The 19,560-nt window shown below is 76.2% G+C and carries 17 protein-coding genes; 14 read left to right on the forward strand and 3 right to left on the reverse strand.

Translation table 11 applies throughout. The annotated features are described in order from the left end of the window. Positions 1 to 104: 104 nt before the first annotated feature. The gene (locus tag ACI79F_RS23960; RefSeq protein WP_456547598.1) at positions 105 to 1,007 is read right to left on the reverse strand and encodes an AurF N-oxygenase family protein; all 903 of its coding nucleotides are present in this window, start codon (positions 1,005 to 1,007) and stop codon (positions 105 to 107) included. A gap of 91 nt (positions 1,008 to 1,098) precedes the next feature. Between ACI79F_RS23960 and ACI79F_RS23965 the strand changes: the two genes are divergently transcribed. Beyond that, positions 1,099 to 1,728: a TetR/AcrR family transcriptional regulator gene (locus ACI79F_RS23965; protein WP_456547597.1), complete on the forward strand. Its 630-nt coding sequence runs from the start codon at positions 1,099 to 1,101 to the stop codon at positions 1,726 to 1,728. Between the two features lie 61 nt (positions 1,729 to 1,789). On the opposite strand, the gene ACI79F_RS23970 is transcribed toward ACI79F_RS23965, so the two are convergent. Both ACI79F_RS23970 and ACI79F_RS23975 read right to left on the reverse strand, forming a co-directional pair. Continuing rightward, positions 1,790 to 4,054: a diguanylate cyclase domain-containing protein gene (locus ACI79F_RS23970; RefSeq protein WP_456547596.1), complete on the reverse strand. Its 2,265-nt coding sequence runs from the start codon at positions 4,052 to 4,054 to the stop codon at positions 1,790 to 1,792. Positions 4,055 to 4,128: 74 nt separating this feature from the next. Further along, a complete protein-coding gene (locus tag ACI79F_RS23975; protein ID WP_456547595.1) occupies positions 4,129 to 4,971 on the reverse strand; it encodes an EamA family transporter in 843 nt (280 codons plus the stop codon). Positions 4,972 to 5,119: 148 nt separating this feature from the next. On the opposite strand from ACI79F_RS23975, the gene pheS reads away from it, so the two are divergent. The 13 genes from pheS to tyrS all read left to right on the forward strand — a co-directional run bounded on the left by pheS (position 5,120) and on the right by tyrS (position 19,201). Next, positions 5,120 to 6,187: a phenylalanine--tRNA ligase subunit alpha gene (gene pheS, locus ACI79F_RS23980; RefSeq protein WP_456547594.1), complete on the forward strand. Its 1,068-nt coding sequence runs from the start codon at positions 5,120 to 5,122 to the stop codon at positions 6,185 to 6,187. Beyond that, on the forward strand, positions 6,187 to 8,685 hold the full coding sequence (gene pheT, locus ACI79F_RS23985) for a phenylalanine--tRNA ligase subunit beta (RefSeq protein WP_456547593.1): 2,499 nt from the start codon (positions 6,187 to 6,189) through the stop codon (positions 8,683 to 8,685). Before pheS ends, pheT begins: the two co-directional genes overlap by 1 nt. Next, entirely contained in the window at positions 8,678 to 9,490 is an 813-nt protein-coding gene (locus ACI79F_RS23990; RefSeq protein WP_456547592.1) for an SDR family NAD(P)-dependent oxidoreductase, read from the forward strand. The genes pheT and ACI79F_RS23990 overlap by 8 nt, the downstream gene beginning before the upstream one ends. Before the next feature lie 40 nt (positions 9,491 to 9,530). Next, entirely contained in the window at positions 9,531 to 9,749 is a 219-nt protein-coding gene (locus ACI79F_RS23995; protein WP_456547591.1) for a DUF6158 family protein, read from the forward strand. Between the two features lie 173 nt (positions 9,750 to 9,922). Beyond that, positions 9,923 to 10,963, forward strand: coding sequence for an N-acetyl-gamma-glutamyl-phosphate reductase (argC, locus tag ACI79F_RS24000; protein WP_456547590.1), 1,041 nt, complete (start codon positions 9,923 to 9,925; stop codon positions 10,961 to 10,963). After that, entirely contained in the window at positions 10,960 to 12,111 is a 1,152-nt protein-coding gene (gene argJ, locus ACI79F_RS24005) for a bifunctional glutamate N-acetyltransferase/amino-acid acetyltransferase ArgJ (RefSeq protein ID WP_456547589.1), read from the forward strand. The genes argC and argJ overlap by 4 nt, the downstream gene beginning before the upstream one ends. After that, entirely contained in the window at positions 12,108 to 13,133 is a 1,026-nt protein-coding gene (gene argB, locus ACI79F_RS24010; protein WP_456547588.1) for an acetylglutamate kinase, read from the forward strand. Before argJ ends, argB begins: the two co-directional genes overlap by 4 nt. Next, positions 13,130 to 14,320 (forward strand): acetylornithine transaminase, encoded by a 1,191-nt coding sequence (locus tag ACI79F_RS24015; RefSeq protein WP_456547587.1) that lies wholly within the window; start codon positions 13,130 to 13,132, stop codon positions 14,318 to 14,320. Before argB ends, ACI79F_RS24015 begins: the two co-directional genes overlap by 4 nt. Next, positions 14,317 to 15,264, forward strand: a complete 948-nt coding sequence (gene argF, locus ACI79F_RS24020; RefSeq protein WP_456547586.1) for an ornithine carbamoyltransferase — start codon at positions 14,317 to 14,319, stop codon at positions 15,262 to 15,264. Before ACI79F_RS24015 ends, argF begins: the two co-directional genes overlap by 4 nt. A gap of 13 nt (positions 15,265 to 15,277) precedes the next feature. Next, positions 15,278 to 15,814, forward strand: coding sequence for an arginine repressor (locus tag ACI79F_RS24025; RefSeq protein WP_456547585.1), 537 nt, complete (start codon positions 15,278 to 15,280; stop codon positions 15,812 to 15,814). Next, on the forward strand, positions 15,811 to 17,253 hold the full coding sequence (argH, locus tag ACI79F_RS24030; protein ID WP_456547584.1) for an argininosuccinate lyase: 1,443 nt from the start codon (positions 15,811 to 15,813) through the stop codon (positions 17,251 to 17,253). The genes ACI79F_RS24025 and argH overlap by 4 nt, the downstream gene beginning before the upstream one ends. Positions 17,254 to 17,273: 20 nt before the next feature. Beyond that, positions 17,274 to 17,918 carry a DNA-3-methyladenine glycosylase gene (locus tag ACI79F_RS24035; RefSeq protein WP_456547583.1) on the forward strand — a complete coding sequence of 215 codons (645 nt, stop codon included), beginning with the start codon at positions 17,274 to 17,276 and terminating at the stop codon, positions 17,916 to 17,918. Beyond that, entirely contained in the window at positions 17,915 to 19,201 is a 1,287-nt protein-coding gene (tyrS, locus tag ACI79F_RS24040; RefSeq protein ID WP_456547582.1) for a tyrosine--tRNA ligase, read from the forward strand. The genes ACI79F_RS24035 and tyrS overlap by 4 nt, the downstream gene beginning before the upstream one ends. Positions 19,202 to 19,560: the final 359 nt, after the last annotated feature.

The following is a 19,560-nucleotide window of genomic DNA, read 5'->3' on the forward strand; positions in this document are numbered from 1 at the left end:
CCCCCCCCCCCCCCCCCCCCCCCCCCCCCCCCCCCCCCCCCCCCCGCCCCCCCCCCCCCCCCGCCCCCCCCCCCCCCCCCCCCCCCCCCCCCCCCCCCCTCCGCTCAGACGAGGCCGGCGCGCTTCCAGAGCAGCTCGGAGGGGCCGCCGATCAGGCCGACCCCGCGGAGGAAGGCGACCAGGCCGGCCGACGCGTCCCGCAGCTTCGCGCGGTGGTGGGCGTTCGCGCGGGCCACCGCCTTGGTCGCGGCGGGGTCGAGCCCGACGGAGGCGTAGACCTGCGGCTGGACCAGGTTGTCGGCGACGATCGCGGCCACGGAGGCGACCAGCGTGCGGTGCCGGCGCAGCGCCAGGGCGCCCAGGCGCGGCGTGCGGCGGGCCACCTCGTCGCGGGCGAAGCGCATGTGCCGCGCCTCCTCCACGACGTGGATCTCGCTGGTCCGCCGGGTCAGCGGCTGCACCCGCTCGTCGCGCATCAGGTCGCGCTGGAAGATGTCGAGGATCTCCTCGGCCACCAGGATCGCGGCGTACGCCGACGGGCCCGAGCCGCGGGCCGCGAATGCCTTGCCGAGCCTCAGGATCGACGGCGGCGGCTGGTAGGACGGCGCCCCGAAGGTCTGCGCCGTCCGCGCGAACATCACCGAGTGCCGGCACTCGTCGGCGACCTCGGTGAGCGCCCACTGCACGTGCGGCTGGGAGGGGTCGTCGCCGTAGACGTCCTTGAGCACCAGCTGCATGAGCAGGCACTCGAACCAGATGCCGACGCCGGAGATCGAGCAGTACTCGTGGATGGTCAGGGTCACCCGCTGCTGCTCGGTCAGCCCGTCCCACAGCGGCGTCCCGTACAGCGTCGACCACTCCGGCGACAGGCCGTACAGGTCCTCGGGGATCGGCGCGGACCAGTCGACGTCGACCGTCGGGTCGAAGGACGTCCGGGCCGCGGACCCGAGCAGCCGGGTGGACAGCTGCTGGCGGTCGGTCGAGCGGGTCGGCACGGTGGCGGTCATCGGCACTCCTCCGGGAGCGGTGCGGCTCATGCTGTGTCCGAAGGTAGCCGTTACCGTGCGACACAGGCAACCGATGCGGGAGGATGGCGGCGTGTCGAAGACGGACGGCCGCAGCGCCCGCTGGACCGAGCACCGCCGCAGCCGCCGCGAGGAGTTGGTCGGCGCGGCGCTGAGCGCCCTGCGCACGGCCGGGCCGGACTTCGCCGTGGACGACGTCGCCCGCGCGGCCGGGGTCTCCAAGACCGTGATCTACCGCTACTTCACCGACAAGGACGAGCTCATCGACGCCGTCCTCGAGCGGATCTCCAGCGACGTGCTGCTGCCCCGGCTGCTCGGCGAGCTGGCCCTGGAGCGCAGCGACGACCGCGCCCGGCTGCACGCGGTCATCGCCGCCTTCGTGCAGCTCATCGAGGAGGAGCCGGCGCTGTACCGGTTCGCCTATGCCCAGGCCGGCCGCTCCGGCCGCGCCGACCTGGTGGCCGCGACCGAGGGTCAGGTCGCCGAGGCGCTCGGGATGCTGATGACCGAGCGGCTCGCGGCGGCCGGGCGGCCCACGGCGGCGGCGATGACCTGGGCGTACGGCGTGGTCGGCATGGTGCAGCTGACCGCCCACTGGTGGTCGGGGACCCGGGCGGTGCCGGCCGCCGACCTGGCCGAGCAGCTGACCGACCTGGCCCACGGCGGGCTCTCGGCGCTGCTGCCCCCGCTGCGCGCCGACTGACCCGGCCCCGGCGTGCCGGAGCGCCGTTCCGCACGGAGCGGAACGGCGCTCCCGCACGGCGTCAGCGGGTGTCGGCGGCCTTGGCCTCGTACATCCGCAGGTCGGCCAGGTGCAGCAGGGCGGCGAACTCGTCGCCGTCGGCCGGCGCCACCGCGATCCCCACGCTCGCCCCGACGAAGACCGGCGCGCCGTGCACGTCGACCGGCCGGCACACCGCCGCGACCAGGTCGTCGGCCACCCGCCGGGCCTCGGCGGCGGCGTTGCCGGCCGACAGGTCGGGCAGCGCGACGAGGAACTCGTCGCCGCCGAGCCGGGCCACCAGGTCGCGGCGGCGCAGCCGCTGCCGCAGCCGGGACGCCACCTCCTGCAGCAGCCCGTCGCCGGCGGCGTGGCCGAACCGGTCGTTGACCGCCTTGAACCCGTCGAGGTCGAGGAAGAGCAGGGCCAGGGCGTCGCCGCGGGCGCGGGCGTCCCACAGCGCGGTCTCCACCTGCTCCTGCAGCCGGCGCCGGTTGGCCAGGCCGGTGAGCGGGTCGGTGGCCGCGAGCTCCTCGATGCGCGCGAGCGCCGCGCGGGTGCGGTCGCGCTCCTGCAGCAGGGCGCGCTCGGCCTCGACCCGGGCGGTGACGTCGACCTGGACGCCGATGTACTGCACGACCGCGCCCGAGGCGTCGCGGACCGGCGCCAGGTGCAGCTCGTTCCACCACGGGGTGCGCTCGGGGCCGCGGACGTTGCGCACCGTCTCCCGGCACTCCTCGCCCGCGGCGACGGCGGCCCGGATGCGGGCGACCGCGGCCGGGTCGGTGTCGGCGTCCTGCAGGAACCGGCAGTTGCGGCCGAGCAGCTGCTCGGCCGGCAGCCCGGCGAGCCGCTCGAAGGCCGGGTTGACGTAGACCAGCGGCTGGTCGGGCAGCCGCAGGTCGGCCACCGCGACGCCGCTGGGCGTCGCGCCCAGCGCCTCCAGCAGCAGCGCGTCCCCGGTCGGCACGGACTCGACGGCGGCGCGGGGCGCCGGGATCACCGGGGCGGGCGCCGCCGCAGGGGCCGGCGCCGGGGCCTGCCCGCCGCGCGGGGCGACCCGGGCCAGCAGGGACGACGCCGCGCGGGCCACGGTGTCGCGGTCGTAGGTGAGCGCGTACTCGAACCGGCGCTCGAGCTCGGGCCCGGTGTCGCCGAGGTCGCGGGCGAGCAGGGCGGCGCTGAAGTGCGGGGCGAGGACGGCGACGTCCCACTCGCCGCGCACCGGGTCGCCGGCGGCCAGGGTGGCGCCGCGCAGGCCGGGCAGCCGCTCCTCGGGCAGGCCCTCGCCGAGGGCGCAGACGAACGCCGTCCGGTCGACCAGGTCCCGGTACCGCTGGGTGGTGGAGGGGGTGAAGTGGCGGGCCTCCTGGAAGGCGGCCGCGACCACGCAGGTGCGGCCGGTCCGCAGGGCCTCCCGCTCCAGCTGCTTGGACAGCTCGATGAGCAGCGCCTTGGGGGCCTGCCGCAGCGGCGTCCCCGGGGGCAGGCACGCGAAGGGGGAGACGGTCTCGTCGGCGACGACGCGGTCCGCGGTCCCGGGCAGCGCCAGCTCGCCGGTCTCCCGGCCGGTGACCGGACCGTCCGCCGGGCGGCCGAAGAACCAGCCCTGGCCGAGCGTGGCGCCCAGCCCGCGCGCCATCGCCAGGTGCTGCTCGTGCTCGATGCCCTCGGCGAGCACCACGGCGCCGGTGCGCTCGGCGTAGGCGTTGACCGCGTTCATGATCTCGGCGACGTCGGGTCCTGGGCGCTCCTGGACCAGGCGCAGGTCGAGCTTGACGACGTCCGGCCGCAGCAGCGGCATGAACGCCAGCGACATCGGCTCGGCGCCGACGTCGTCCACCGCGACGCCCCAGCCGACCGACCGGACGCGCTCGACGGTGCGCAGCAGCTCGGCGGGGCGGGCGGCCAGGGCCCGCTCGGTGATCTCCAGGACCACCCGCAGCCGGCCCGGCGCGGCCGCGGCGAGGCCGAGCAGAGTCTCCATCGGCGCGGAGTCGAGGACCTCGGGCTCGACGTTGACGAACAGCGTGAGCGGGGCGGTCAGCCCCTGCTCGAGCGCGCCGCGCAGGGCGGCGGTCCGGCACGCCTGGTCCAGCTCGGCCAGGCGCGCGGCGGCCCGGGCGGCGCCGAAGAGCTGGTCGGGTCGCTCCAGCGGCCCCACCGGTCCGCGGGCGAGCGCCTCGTAGGCGACCACCCGGCCGGTGTCGATCTCGACGATCGGCTGGAACACGCTGCGGACGGCGCCGGAGGCGAGGACGGCGGCGATGTCGTCGGCGGCGGTGCGGGCGGGGGCGAGGAGGTCCACGGACAGGGCATCGGCAGCCGGCACCCGTTCGGCGACGGCTCGGTCCGGGATCCCACCCGGCGGGGGGAGACCGCTCAGCCCGGCGTGGTGATGAGCACGACGGCGACCGCCGCGGCGGCCAGCCCGGCGACCTGCGCGCCGGCCAGCCGCTCCCGCAGCAGCACCTGGGCCAGGACGACGGTGCTGACCGGGTAGAGCGAGCCCAGCACCCCGACGATCGCCAGCTGCCCGGGCGCCTGGGTGGCCAGCAGGAACAGCGCGTTGGCGGCCATGTCGCCGACACCCGAGGCGACGACCAGCGGCAGCGCCGACCGCGGCGGCCGCAGGGAGCGCCGCGTCGTCCCCGCGACGAGCAGGACCAGGCCGATCGAGGCCAGCCGCGCGGCGACCAGCGGCGTCAGGCGGGAGTCGGCCGAGGTCTGGTCCAGGGCCACGAAGAAGAGCCCGAAGGCGGTGCCGGCCAGCAGCGCCGGCCCCAGCGATGCGGGCCGGGCCGCGCGCAGCGCGCCGAGCCCGTCCTCGGCGGACACCAGCGCGACGGCGACCAGGGCGAGCAGGATGCCCGCCGTCGCCCAGCCCCCGACCCGGTCGCCGGAGGCGACGCCGACCAGCACCGGGACGGCGGCCGCGGTGACCGCGGTGGTCGGCGCGACGACGCTCATCACCCCGGCGGCCAGCGTGCGGAAGAACAGCATCAGCCCGGTCGCGCCGGCCAGCCCGGCGGCTGCGCCCCACAGCAGGTCGGCGCCGGTGGCCGGGCCGCCCAGCCAGGGGAGGAGCAGCAGCAGGGCGGCCAGCCCCGCCGCCTGGGACAGCGCCACCACCGCGAACACCGACGCGCGCCGGCTGGCCAGCCCGCCGAGGAAGTCCGCGGCCCCGTAGACGACCGCCGAGGCCAGCGCGAGGACGACGGCCACGCCACCCCTCTCCCTCGGCGAGATCTGCACAGTCGTCGCCATCGGACGCTGACGGCGACCACTGTGCAGATCTCGCCGGGGCAGGTCGCGGGCGGGTGCCGAGAACCCACGCGCGTGGCCGGTCCGGTGCCGGGCAGAATGGCCTCCCGTGTCTGGCGCCAACGACCCCTACGACCCCAAGCAGGTCGCCGCGCTCTCCGCCGAGGCCCTCGACGCCGCGGTCGCCGCCGCGGTCGAGGCCTTCGGCGCCGCCGGTGACCTGGCCGGGCTGGCCGCCGTCCGCCCGGCCCACCTCGGCGACCGGGCCCCGGTCCTGCTGGCCCGCCGCGAGCTCGGCGCGCTGCCCCCGGCCGCCCGCTCCGACGCGGGCAAGCGGGTCAACGCCGCCCGCGTCGCCGTCACCGAGGCCTACGAGCGGCGGCTGGCCGAGCTGGAGGCCGAGCGCGACGCCCGGGTGCTCGCCGAGGAGCGGGTCGACGTCACCCTGCCCTGGGACCGGCTGCCCCGCGGCGCCCGGCACCCGCTGACCACGTTCGCCGAGCGGATCGCCGACGTCTTCGTCGGCATGGGGTACGAGGTCGCCGACGGCCCCGAGCTCGAGGCCGAGTGGCTGAACTTCGACGCGCTCAACATCGGCCGCGACCACCCGGCGCGCACGATGATGGACACCTTCTTCGTCGCGCCGGAGGACTCCGGCCTGGTGCTGCGCACGCACACCAGCCCCGTGCAGGCGCGCACCATGCTGTCCCGGACCCCGCCGATCTACGTCGTGGCGCCCGGCCGGGTGTACCGGACCGACGAGCTCGACGCGACGCACACCCCGGTCTTCCACCAGATCGAGGGCCTGGCGGTCGACCGCGGGCTCACCATGGCGCACCTGCGCGGCACCCTGGACCACCTCGCCCGCACCCTGTTCGGCGCCGAGGCGGTCACCCGCTGGCGGCCCTCGTACTTCCCGTTCACCGAGCCGTCGGCGGAGTTCGACGTCTGGTTCCCCGAGCACCGCGACGGCCCGCGCTGGGTCGAGTGGGGCGGCTGCGGCATGGTCAACCCGCGGGTGCTGACCGCCTGCGGGGTGGACCCACAGGAGTACAGCGGCTTCGCCTTCGGCCTGGGCATCGAGCGCGGGCTGATGTTCCGGTCGGGGATCACCGACATGCGCGACATCGTCGAGGGCGACGTCCGGTTCACGCAGGCCTTTGGAGTGGAGCTCTGATGCGGGTCCCGATCGGCTGGCTGGCCGAGTACGTCGACGTCCCCGCCGGGACGACGGTCGAGGACCTCGACACCGCCTTCGTCCGGCTCGGCCTCGAGGTCGAGGAGATCCACCGCCCCGAGCCGGTGACCGGCCCGCTGGTCGTCGGCCGGGTGCTGGAGATCGAGGAGCTGATCGGCTTCAAGAAGCCGATCCGCTACACGCAGGTGGACGTCGGGGAGGCGGCGGCCGGGGCTGGAGGGCGGGGTGGTGTCGTGGGCATCGTGTGCGGCGCCCGGAACTTCGCCGTGGGCGACGCCGTGGTGGTCGCGCTGCCCGGCGCGGTGCTGCCCGGCGGCTTCGCGATCGCCTCGCGCAAGACCTACGACCGGGTCTCCGACGGGATGATCTGCTCGGTCCGCGAGCTCGGGGTCGGCGACGACCACGCCGGCATCCTCGTGCTCGGCGACAGCTCCGATCCCGCGGCTCCCGCGCCCGGCACGCCCGCCGGGCCGCTGGTCGGCCTGGACGACGTCGTGATCGAGCTCGCGATCACCCCCGACCGCGGCTACTGCCTGGCCATGCGCGGCCTGGCCCGCGAGATGGGCACCGGACTCGGCGTCGACTGGCGCGACCCGGGCGCGGTGGAGCTCTCGGGCTGGTCGGGCGAGCCCGCGTGGCAGGTGCGCGTCGAGGACCCCGACCGCTGCGACCGGTTCTCGATGATCGCGCTGGAGGGCCTGGACCCGGCCGCCCCCAGCCCGTGGTGGATGCGCCGGCGGCTGGCGCAGTCCGGCGTCCGCAGCATCTCGCTGGCCGTCGACGTCACCAACTACGTGATGCTCGAGCTCGGCCAGCCGATGCACGCCTTCGACCGCGACGCGGTGAAGGGCCCGATCGTCGTCCGCCGGGCGCGGGCGGGGGAGCGGCTGACCACGCTGGACGGCGCCGACCGCGTGCTCGACGGCGACGACCTGCTCATCACCGACGACACCGGCCCCGTCGGCCTGGCCGCGGTCATGGGCGGGGCGTCGACCGAGATCGGCGACGGCACCCGCAACGTGCTGCTGGAGGCCGCGCACTGGGAGCCGACCGGGGTGGCGCGCACCGCCCGCCGGCACCGGTTGCCCAGCGAGGCGGCCAAGCGCTTCGAGCGCGGCGTCGACCCGGAGATGACCGTGGTCGCCCTCGCCCGGGCCGCCGCGCTGCTGGCCGAGTACGGCGGCGCGCGGGTGGTCGGCTCCCCGGTCGACGTCGACACCCGCGGCCCCCGGCCGGTCATCGCGCTGGACGCCGGGGCCCCGGCCCGCGTCGCCGGGGTGCCCTACCCCGAGGCCCGGGTGGTCGAGCTGCTGACCGCGGTCGGCTGCTCGGCCGACGGGTCCGGGGACGCGCTCCGCGTCACCCCGCCGTCCTGGCGGCCCGACCTCACCGACCCGGCCGACCTGGTCGAGGAGGTCATCCGGCTCGCCGGCTACGACGACGTCCCCTCGGTGCTGCCCACCGCCCCGCCCGGCCGCGGGCTCACCGAGACCCAGCGGCGCCGCCGGGCGATCGGCCGGGCGCTGGCCGAGACCGGGTACGTCGAGGCGCCCTCGTACCCGTTCGTGGGGGAGCGGGCCCTCGACGCCCTCGGCCTGCCCGCCGACGACGCGCGCCGCCGGGTCGTGCTCGTGCGCAACCCGCTGTCGGAGGAGGAGCCGGCGCTGCGGACGACGCTGCTGCCCGGGCTGCTCGCCACCCTCGCCCGCAACCTCGCCCGCGGGCAGCGCGACCTCGCGCTGTTCGAGCACGGCGCGGTGTTCCCCGGCGACCGGCGCTCCCCGGCGCCGCTGCCCGGCGTCGACCGGCGCCCGGACGACGACGTCCTCGCCGCGCTGCTGGGCGCGGTCCCCGAGCAGCCGTGGCACGTCGCCGTGGCGCTCACCGGCGCCCGCGAGCCGCGCGGCTGGTGGGGCCCGGGCCGCCCGGCCGGGTGGGCCGACGCCGTCGAGGCCGCCCGCCGGGTCGCCGCGGCCGCCGGCGTGGACCTGACCGTGCGGGCCGGCGAGCGCGCCCCGTGGCACCCCGGCCGCTGCGCCGAGCTGCTCGTGGGCGACAGGGTGGTCGGCCACGCCGGCGAGCTGCACCCGCGGGTGTGCGCTGCCCTGGAGCTGCCCGCCCGCACCTCGGTGATGGAGCTCGACGTCGACGCGCTGCCCGCCGCCCCGGTCCCGTCGGCGCCGCCGATCTCCACCTTCCCGCCGGTGCTGCTCGACCTCGCGTTCGTCGTCCCGACCGAGGTGGCGGCCGCCGACGTGGAGGCCGCCCTGCGCGAGGGGGCCGGGGCGCTGCTGGAGTCGGTGCGGCTGTTCGACGTCTACACCGGCGCCCCCGTGCCGGAGGGGCAGAGGTCGCTGGCCTACGCGCTCACGCTGCGGGCCCCCGACCGGACGCTGACCGGCGAGGAGGCCGCCGAGGTGCGGCAGCGGGCCGTCGCCCTGGTCGGCGAGCGGACGGGCGCGGTGCTCCGTGGCTGAGCCGGCCCCGCTGACCGGCGTCGCGCTGGTCAGCGGCGCGGCCACCGGCATCGGCCGGGCGCTGGCCGAGGGGCTGGCCGCCCGCGGCATGGCGGTCGCGGGCCTCGCCCGCAGGGCCGACCGGCTGCGGACGGCGATGGACGAGATCGCGGCGGCCACCGGCGCGCGCACGCTCGCCGTGACCGCCGACGTCACCGACCGCGCCGCCGTGGACGCCGCCGTCGAGCAGGTCGCCGGCGACCTCGGGCGGGTCGACCTGCTGGTGAACAACGCCGGCCAGGTCGACGCCGCCGAGGAACCGCTGTGGGAGACCGACCCGGACCAGTGGTGGGACGTCGTCACCACCCACCTGCGCGGGAGCTACCTGCTGTGCCGGGCGGTCGTGCCGTGGATGGTCCTGCGCAACCGCGGCCGGATCGTCAACATCGCCAGCGGGATGAGCGTCCGCGCCCGGCCGCAGTACTCGGCCTACTCGGTGGCCAAGACCGGGCTCATGCGGATGACCGAGGCGCTCGAGGGGGCGCTGGAGGGCAGCGACGTGCACGCCTTCGACGTCGCGCCCGGCGTCGTCGACACCGCGATGACCCGGTCGATGGCCATGTGGCAGGGCTTCGAGGGCTGGACGCCGCCCGAGCGGGTGGTCGGCATGGTCGTGGCCATCGCGGAGGGGCGGCTCGACGCGTGGGCGGGCCGCTTCCTGCACGTGAACAACGAGACGCCCGACGAGCTCGCCGCCCGCGCGCCCGAGGGCGACGCGCGGCGGCTGCGGCTGCGCCCGTGGGGGGACGCCGACCCGCTCGGCTGACGCCCTGCGGCGCCGCGTCCGGCTCCCTAGGGTCGGGGTCATGCTGCACCCACCGGCCATGGCCGAGATCTCCGACGAGGACCTCAACCGCGAGCTCGCCCACCTCTACGAGAAGCGGCACGACATCCTCCGCACCGGCTCCGCCGGCGCGTGGGCCAACCACCGCGAGCGCACCGACCAGCTCGAGGCCGAGTACGTCCGCCGCTTCTCCCGGGGCGTCACCGAGGCCGAGGCGAAGCTCGCCGGCTACGGCGGCTGACCCCCGCAGGCCCGGCGCCCCCCGGACGCCGTCCCCCGTCCCCGGGCGCCGTCCCCATCCCGATGCTCCGCCGCTGCCCACTCCCCGTGGGCAGCGGCGGAGCATCCCGGGGACCGCAGTGCCGGGGGCACCCGTGATGAACGGTCATGCATAACCGTGTATGGTCATGCATCGTGAGCGCATCGCGGACGTGGACGGTCGGGGTCACCGGCGCCACCGGGTACGCGGGGGGTGAGGTGTGCCGGCTGCTGGCCGGGCACCCGAGCCTCCGGCTGACCGGGGTGCACGCGGCATCGAGCGCCGGCCGACGCCTCGGTGAGCTCCAGCCCCACCTGCTGCCCTACGCCGACCTCGAGGTGCGGCCCAGCGGCCCCGAGGACCTGGCCGGCTACGACGTCGTCGTCCTCGCCCTGCCGCACGGGCAGTCCGCCGAGGTCGCCGCCGCGCTGCCCGCGGACACCCTCGTCATCGACTGCGGCGCCGACCACCGGCTCAACGACCCCGCGGCCTGGACGCGGTGGTACGGCTCCGGGCACGCCGGCACCTGGCCCTACGGGCTGCCCGAGCTGCCCGGCCAGCGGGAGCGGCTCACCGGCGCGCGGCGGATCGCCGTCCCCGGCTGCTACCCCACCTCGGTCACCCTGGCGATGGCCCCGGCGCTGGCCGCCGGGCTGGTCGAGCCCGAGGTCGTGGTCGTCGCCGCCTCCGGGACCTCCGGCGCCGGCAAGTCGGCCAAGCCGCACCTGCTCGGCAGCGAGGTGATGGGCTCGGTCAGCGCCTACGGCGTCGGCGGCGTCCACCGGCACACCCCGGAGATGGTCCAGACGCTGTCCCAGGCGGCCGGCGCGCCCGTGTCGATCAGTTTCACCCCGACGCTGGTGCCGATGAGCCGGGGCATCCTCGCCACCTGCTCGGCGAGGCTCGCGCCGGGGGTCGACGCCGACGCCGCCCGGGCCGCCTACGCCAAGGCCTACGCCGACGAGCCGTTCGTGCACCTGCTCCCCGAGGGGCAGTGGCCGACCACCGCGCAGGTGCTCGGCGCCAACACCGTGGCGCTCCAGCTCGCGGTCGACCCCGACGCCGGCCGGCTGGTCGTGGTCGCCGCGGTCGACAACCTCACCAAGGGCACCGGGGGAGCGGCGATCCAGTGCGCCAACCTCGCCCTGGGCCTGCCGGAGCCCACCGGCCTGCCGCTCGTGGGGGTCGCGCCGTGACCGTCACCTCGCCCCAGGGCTTCCGGGCCGCCGGCGTCGCCGCCGGGCTCAAGTCGACCGGCGCGCCCGACGTGGCCCTCGTCGTCAACGACGGACCGGACGACGCCGCGGCCGCCGTCTTCACCACCAACCGCTTCCCGGCCGCCCCGGTGCAGTGGAGCCGGCAGGTGCTCTCGACCGGCCGGCTGCGGGCCGTCGTCCTCAACTCCGGCGGCGCCAACGCGTGCACCGGGCCGGAGGGCTTCGGCGACACCCACGCCACCGCCGAGCACACCGCGGCCGCGCTCGGCCTCGGCGCGATCGACGTCGCCGTGGCCAGCACCGGGCTCATCGGGGTGCGGCTGCCCATGGACAGGCTGCTGCCCGGGGTCACCGACGCCGCGAAGAGCCTGTCGGGCGACGGCGGGCCCGACGCCGCCCGCGCCATCATGACCACCGACTCGGTGCCCAAGACCGCGGTGCAGCAGCGGGCCGGCTGGACCGTCGGCGGCATGGCCAAGGGCGCCGGCATGCTCGCCCCCAGCCTGGCCACGATGCTCGTCGTCCTCACCACCGACGCGGTGGTCGCGCCCGAGGTGCTGCGGTCCGCGCTGGCGACGGCCACCAGCATGAGCTTCGAGCGGGTCGACTCCGACGGCTGCCTCTCCACGAACGACACGGTGATCGTCATGGCCAACGGCGCGAGCGGGGTGACCCCGGGCGCCGAGGAGCTCACCGACGCGCTCACCGCGGCCTGCACCGACCTCGCGATGCAGCTGCTCGCCGACGCCGAGGGCTCGACCAAGGACATCGCGATCACCGTCCGCAACGCCGCCACGGTCGAGGACGCGCTCACCGCCGGCCGGGCCTGCGCCCGGAACAACCTGCTCAAGACGGCGCTGTTCGGCAACGACCCCAACTGGGGCCGGGTGCTCGCCGCGATCGGCACCACCGACGCCGCCTTCGAGGCCGACCGGGTGGACGTGACCATCAACGGGGTCACCGTCTGCCGGGGCGGCGCGATCGGGGACCCGCGCGAGGGCGTCGACCTCACCGGCCGGGAGATCACCATCGACGTCGACCTCAGGGCCGGCGACCAGCAGGCGACGATCTGGACCAACGACCTGTCCATCGCCTACGTGCACGAGAACTCGGCGTACTCCACATGAGCGAGCACCAGGACCCGACCCCGCCCGACGTCCGGGTCGACGAGCGCGCGCCCGAGGTGCCGGCCGTGCGCCGCCGCATCGGCACCACCCGCAAGATGCGGAGGTACGACCCGGAGGGCGACGCGCTCAAGGTCGCCGTCCTCACCGGGGCGCTGCCGTGGCTCAAGGAGTTCCACGGCAACGTCGTGGTGATCAAGTACGGCGGCCACGCGATGGTCGACGAGGAGTGCCGCCGCGCCTTCGCCGAGGACATGGTCTTCCTGCGGACCTGCGGCATCCTGCCCGTCGTCGTCCACGGCGGCGGCCCGCAGATCACCGAGATGCTCGGCCGGCTCGGCATCGCCAGCGAGTTCCGCGGCGGCCTGCGGGTGACCACCGAGGAGACCATCGAGGTCGTCCGGATGGTGCTCACCGGGCAGGTGACGCCCGAGGTCGTCGGGCTGATCAACCAGCACGGCCCGCTGGCCGTGGGCCTGTCCGGGGAGGACGGGGGCCTGTTCCGCGCCGAGCGGACGTCGGCGCTGGTGGACGGCGAACCGGTCGACGTCGGCCTGGTCGGCGACGTCGTCGAGGTGGACGCCGGGCCGGTGCGGGCGCTGCTGGACTCCGGGCACATCCCGGTGATCGCCACCGTCGCCCCCGACGCCGACGGCGTGGTGCACAACGTCAACGCCGACACCGCCGCGGCCGCGGTCGCCGTCGCGCTGGGCGCGGTGAAGCTCGTCGTCCTCACCGACGTCGAGGGGCTCTACGCCGACTGGCCCGACCGGGGCTCGCTGGTGCAGCAGATCGACGCCGCCGAGCTGGCCGAGATCCTGCCGGATCTCGACTCCGGGATGGTGCCGAAGATGGCCGCCTGCCTGCGGGCGGTCGAGGGCGGGGTGAAGCGGGCGACCGTCGTCGACGGCCGCACCCCGCACGCCCTGCTGCTGGAGATGTTCACGACCGAGGGCACCGGGACGATGGTCGTCCCCGCGCAGCCGGCCCTCGACCCGACCGACGAGGAGGAGGCGACAGCATGACGACGACGCACACCGGGGAGCTGGCCCGCCGCTGGTCGGCCGTGATGATGGGCAACTACCGGCCCCCCGCGGTCGCGCTGGCCCGCGGCGCGGGCGCCACCGTCTGGGACGTCGACGGCCGCGAGTACACCGACCTGCTCGGCGGCATCGCCACCACGATCCTCGGCCACGCGCACCCCCGGGTCGTCGAGGCGGTCACGCGGCAGGCGCAGACCCTCGGCCACGTCTCCAACCTGGCCATGCACGAGCCGGGCGTCGCCCTGGCCGAGCGGCTGCTGGAGCTCGCCGGCCGGCCCGGCCGGGTCTTCTTCTGCAACTCCGGCGCCGAGGCCAACGAGGCCGCGTTCAAGCTCAGCCGGCTGACCGGCCGCACCGAGGTCGTGACCGCCGAGGGCGCCTTCCACGGCCGGACGATGGGCGCGCTCGCGCTCACCGGCCAGCCGTCCAAGGCCGCCGCGTTCGCGCCGCTGCCCGGCGGGGTGTCCCACGTGCCCTACGGGGACGCCGACGCCCTGGCCGGCGCGGTCACCGACGCCACCGCGATGGTGCTGCTCGAGCCGGTGCTGGGCGAGGGCGGCGTCCAGCCCCCGCCGGCCGGCTACCTGGCCGCGGCCGCCTCGACGGCGGCCGGCGCCGGGGCGCTGTTCGCCGTCGACGAGGTGCAGACCGGCATCGGCCGCACCGGGCACTGGTTCGCCCACCAGGCCGACGGCCTGCAGCCCGACGTGATCACCCTGGCCAAGGCGCTCGGCGGCGGCCTGCCGATGGGCGCCGCGCTGGCCTTCGGCGACGCCGCGGAGCTGATGACCGCCGGGGCGCACGGCTCGACCTTCGGCGGCAACCCGATCGCCGCGGCGGCCGCGCTCGCGGTGCTCGACACCATCCGCGACGAGGGGCTGCTGGAGCGCGCCAAGGAGCTCGAGCACCGGTTCACCGCCGGCATCGAGGGGCTCGGGCACGCCACGGTGTCCGGCGTGCGGGGGAGGGGCGCGCTGCTCGGCGTCGTCCTCACCGCGCCGGTGGCGGCCGCCGCCGAGGCCGCGCTCCGCGAGGCGGGGTTCCTGGTCAACGCCGTCGCGCCGGACGTCGTCCGGCTGGCGCCGTCCCTGGTGCTCACCGACGCGCAGGTCGACGCCTTCGTCGCCGCGCTGCCGGCGGCGCTCGACGCCGCGGTGGCCGGCTCGTGACGCGTCACTTCCTGCGGGACGACGACCTGTCGCCCGCCGAGCAGGCCGAGGTCCTCGCGCTCGCCGCGGAGCTCAAGCGGACCCGGCACACCGAGGCCGCGCCCACGCCGCTGCGGGCGGCGAACGGCGTGCCGCGGGCGGTGGCGGTGCTGTTCGACAAGCCCTCCACCCGCACCCGGGTCTCCTTCTCCGTGGGCGTCGCCGAGCTCGGCGGCTACCCGCTGGTCATCGACGCCGCCGCCAGCCAGCTGGGCCGCGGCGAGCCGATCGAGGACACCGCCCGCGTGCTCGACCGGCAGGTGTCGGCGATCGTCTGGCGGACCTTCGGCCAGGACCGGATCGAGGCGATGGCCGCGGCCAGCCGGGTGCCGGTGGTCAACGCGCTCACCGACGAGTTCCACCCCTGCCAGATCCTCGCCGACCTGCAGACGGTCGCCGAGCACAAGGGCGAGCTGGCCGGCCTCACGATGAGCTACCTCGGCGACGGCGCCAACAACATGGCGCACAGCTACCTGCTGGGCGGCGCCACCGCCGGCATGCACGTGCGGATCGGCTCGCCGGAGGCCTTCCAGCCCGACCCGTCGGTGCTCAAGCGCGCCGCGGCGATCGCCGCGGAGACCGGCGGCTCGGTGCAGTGGACCGCGGACCCGGCCGCCGCGGCCGACGGCGCCGACGTTCTGGTCACCGACACGTGGGTCTCCATGGGCCAGGAGTCGGAGTACGAGGAGCGCATCGCCCCGTTCCTGCCCTACGCCGTCGACGAGGCGGCCCTGGCGCGGGCTGCCACGCACGCGGTCGTGCTGCACTGCCTGCCCGCCTACCGCGGCAAGGAGATCGCCGCCGCGGTGATCGACGGCCCGCAGAGCGTGGTGTGGGACGAGGCGGAGAACCGGCTGCACGCGCAGAAGGCCCTCCTCGCCTGGCTCCTGGAGCGTGCCCGATGAGGTCCGTCCGACGATGACCGGTGCGCTGTCCCGCAGCGCCCGCCAGGCGCGCATCCGCGAGCTGATCGAGGCTCAAGCCGTCACCTCGCAGACACAGCTGGCGGCGCTGCTGGCGCAGTCGGGCGTCGAGGTCACCCAGGCGACCCTGTCCCGGGACCTCGACGAGCTGGGCGCGGTGAAGATGCGCGGCTCCGACGGCGCGCCGGCCAGCTACGTGCTGCCGCCGGAGAACGCGCCGCTGCGGCCGGCGCAGGCCGCCCCCGCCCGGCTCACCCGGCTGCTCGCCGACCTCCTCACCAACGCCGAGGGCAGCGCCAACCTCGCCGTGCTGCGCACCCCGCCGGGCGCCGCGCAGTTCCTCGCCTCGGCCCTGGACAAGGTCGGCCTCCCCGACGTCCTGGGCACGATCGCCGGCGACGACACTGTGCTGGTGGTGTCCCGCGAGCCCGACGGCGGCTCGGCGCTGGCCGAGCGGCTCGCCGCGCTCGCCCGGCGCACCCCGCCCGTCTACCCCGAACTGAACGCCGACCTGGAGGACCCCGCCTCGTGACCGCCGAACCGCAGCCCACGCACACCCGGCTGTGGGGCGGCCGCTTCGGCGGCGGGCCGTCCCCGGCCATGGCCGCCCTGAGCAAGTCGACGCACTTCGACTGGACGCTGGCGCCCTTCGACCTGGCCTGCTCCCGCGCGCACGCCCGGGTGCTGCACCGCGGCGGCCTGCTCACCGACGACGAGCTCGACCGGATGGTCGGCGCGCTCACCGAGCTCTCCGCCGAGGTCGCCGCCGGCACCTTCGGCCCGCAGGAGTCCGACGAGGACGTGCACGAGGCCCTCGAGCGGGGCCTCACCGAGAAGCTCGGCGCGCTGGGCGGCAAGCTGCGCGCCGGCCGCAGCCGCAACGACCAGATCGCCACCGACCTGCGGCTGTACCTGCGGCACAACGTCCGCGCGCTGGTCGGCGAGCTGGCCTCGCTGGAGTACGCGCTGGTCGGGCTCGCCGAGCGCTACGCCGACGTCGCCGCGCCCGGCATGACGCACCTCCAGCACGCGCAGCCGGTCCTCGTCGCCCACCAGCTGCTGGCGCACGCGCACGCCCTCGCCCGCGACGTCGACCGGCTCCGCGACTGGGACCGCCGTACCGCCGTCAGCCCCTACGGCTCCGGCGCGCTCGCCGGTTCCTCGCTGCCGCTGGACCCCGACGCCGTCGCCGCCGAGCTCGGCTTCGACCGCGCCTCCGACAACTCGATCGACGGCGTCAGCGACCGCGACTTCGCCGCGGAGTTCTGCTTCGCCGCGGCGCTGCTCGGCGTCCACCTGTCCCGGCTGGGGGAGGAGGTCGTCCTCTGGACGTCGACCGAGTTCGGCTGGGCCGTCCTCGACGACGCCTGGGCGACCGGGTCGTCGATCATGCCGCAGAAGAAGAACCCCGACATCGCCGAGCTGGCCCGCGGCAAGTCCGGCCGGTTCGTCGGCAACCTGACCGGCCTGCTGACCATGCTCAAGGGCCTGCCGCTGGCCTACGACCGGGACCTGCAGGAGGACAAGGAGCCGGTCTTCGACTCCATGGAGCAGCTGCTCCTGCTGCTGCCCGCCGTCACCGGGATGGTCGCCACCCTGACCCTGCGCCCGGAGGTGCTCGAGGCCGCCGCGCCGCAGGGGTTCGCGCTCGCCACCGACGTCGCCGAGTGGCTCGTGCGGCAGGGGGTGCCGTTCCGGTCGGCGCACGAGATCTCCGGCGAGATGGTCGCCTTCTGCGAGTCCGCGGGCCTCGAGCTCGACGAGCTGGACGACGCGCAGCTGGCCGGCATCGACGAGCGGCTCACCCCCGAGGTGCGCTCGGTGCTCTCGGTCCGCGGCGCGCTGGCCGCCCGGAAGGCCCGCGGGGGGACGGCGCCGGAGCGGGTCGCCAGCCAGCTCACCCAGCTGGCCGAGCTGGCGCGGCAGCACGCGGACTGGGCGTCGTCCTCGCCCGTGGCGGCGGCGCTCTGAGCGCTGCACCGTCCGACCCGGTGGACCCCGGCCGGCTGCTCACCGCGGAGCAGCTGCTCGGGCCGGTCGACGTCGTGGCCCCGGCCCTGCTCGGCTGCCTCGTGGTCACCGACCGGCCGGAGGGGCGCGTCGTCCTGCGGCTGACGGAGGTGGAGGCCTACTCCGGGGCGGGGGAGGACCCGGCCTCGCACGCCCACCGCGGCCCGACCCCGCGCGCGGCCATCATGTTCGGCCCGCCGGGGCGGCTGTACGTGTACTTCAGCTACGGCGTGCACTGGTGCGCCAACGTCGTCGTCGGGCCGGAGGGCCGCGGCTCGGCCGTGCTCCTGCGCGCCGGCGAGGTGGTGGCGGGGGAGCCGCTCGCGCGGGCCCGCCGTCCCGCTGCCCGCGCGGCGCGGGACCTGGCCCGCGGTCCGGCCCGGCTCACCCAGGCGCTGGCGATCGGGCCCGGCGACCGCGGCGCGGACCTGCTCGACCCCGCCTCACCGGTCCGGCTGCACGCCGGCCCGCCGCCGGCCGGGGTCTCCGCGGGCCCGCGGGTGGGGATCAGCGTGGCGACCGAGCTGCCCTGGCGGTTCTGGGAGACCGACGCGGGGTCGGTCAGCGCGTTCCGGCCGGGTGGCAAGCGCCGGCGCCGGGACGCCGGGCAGGATGGTGTCCCGTGACGGACGTGATCGACGAGCTGCACCGCCGCGGGCTGATCGCCCAGAGCACCGACGAGGACGAGCTGCGCAAGCACCTCGCCGACGGCCCCGTCACCTACTACTGCGGGTTCGACCCGACCGCGCCGAGCCTGCACGTCGGCCACCTCGTGCAGTTCATGGTGCTGCGGGCCCTGCAGCGGGCCGGCCACCAGCCGATCGTGCTCGTCGGCGGCGCCACCGGCCTGATCGGCGACCCGCGCCCGACCGCCGAGCGCCAGCTCAACGACCGGTCGACCGTGGCCGGCTGGGTGGACAGCATCCGCCGGCAGGTGGCGCCGTTCCTCGACGTCCCGGCCGAGCGCGACGGGCTGCGCCCGCCGATCTACGTGGACAACCTGTCCTGGACCGAGCCGCTGTCGGCGATCGACTTCCTCCGCGACCTCGGCAAGCACTTCCGGGTCGGCCGGATGCTGGCCAAGGAGGCGGTGTCGGCCCGGCTGAACTCCGAGGCGGGGATCAGCTACACCGAGTTCAGCTACCAGATCCTGCAGGCCAACGACTTCCGCGAGCTCTACCGCCGGCACGGCTGCACGCTGCAGAGCGGCGGCTCCGACCAGTGGGGCAACCTGACCGCCGGCATCGACCTGGTGCGCCGCACCGAGGGCGCCGCCGTGCACGCGCTGGCCACCCGGCTGGTCACCAAGTCCGACGGGCAGAAGTTCGGGAAGAGCGAGGGCGGCACCGTCTGGCTCGACCCCGCGCTCACCTCGCCCTACGCCTTCTTCCAGTTCTGGCTCAACGCCGACGACGCCGACGCGCTCACCTGGCTGCCGCTCTTCTCGGAGCGGCCGGCCGACGAGGTGGCGGCGCTGGTCGCGGAGAGCACCGAGCGCCCGGCCTCGCGGGCGGTGCAGCGGGCGCTGGCCGAGGAGCTGACCCTGCTCGTGCACGGCCCGGAGGAGCTCCGCCAGGCCGAGGCGGCGGGGCGGGCCCTGTTCGGTCGCGAGGAGCTCTCCGGCCTGGGACCCGAGACGCTCGGCGCGGCCCTGCGGGAGGCCGGCAGCGTCACCGTGGACGGCGACGTGCCCTCGGTCGCGCAGCTGCTCCAGCTGACCGGCCTCGCGTCCAGCCTCTCCGAGGCGCGACGCACCGTGAAGGAGGGCGGCGCGTACCTGAACAACGAGCGGGTGACCGACGCCGAGGCCGTCCCGGGGGACGCCGACTGGCTGCCCGGCGGGTGGCTCGTGCTGCGCCGGGGGAAGCGGGCCGTGGCCGGTGTACAGCGTGGCCCGTCCGCGCCCTGAGGAGCCCGCTGGCGCGTGAACGCCAGGTGACGCGCCGGTTCCGGCCGGGTGTCGACCGTCACCCCCGGACGCGTTTGACACGGCAACCGACAGGCGCGTAACTTTCTCTCTGCGCCGCGCGGGACCCCGAGAGGGGCCGCGAGGGGAGGGCCCGCGAGGGTCGCCCCGGAGCGGCGTAAGGTAGGACAAGCCGCCGACGACGAAGGCCTCCTCACAGGGGGTCGGGTTCTTCGCGCGTCCGTTCCTTGAGAACTCAACAGCGTGCCGAAAGTCAGTGCCAAGTAATACCCCGGGTGCTGCGGATCTTCGGGTTCGTGGTGCTGGGATTCCTTTGGTTGATTGACATCGCGAGTGTCAGC

Source organism: Blastococcus sp. SYSU D00868, from assembly GCF_054050575.1.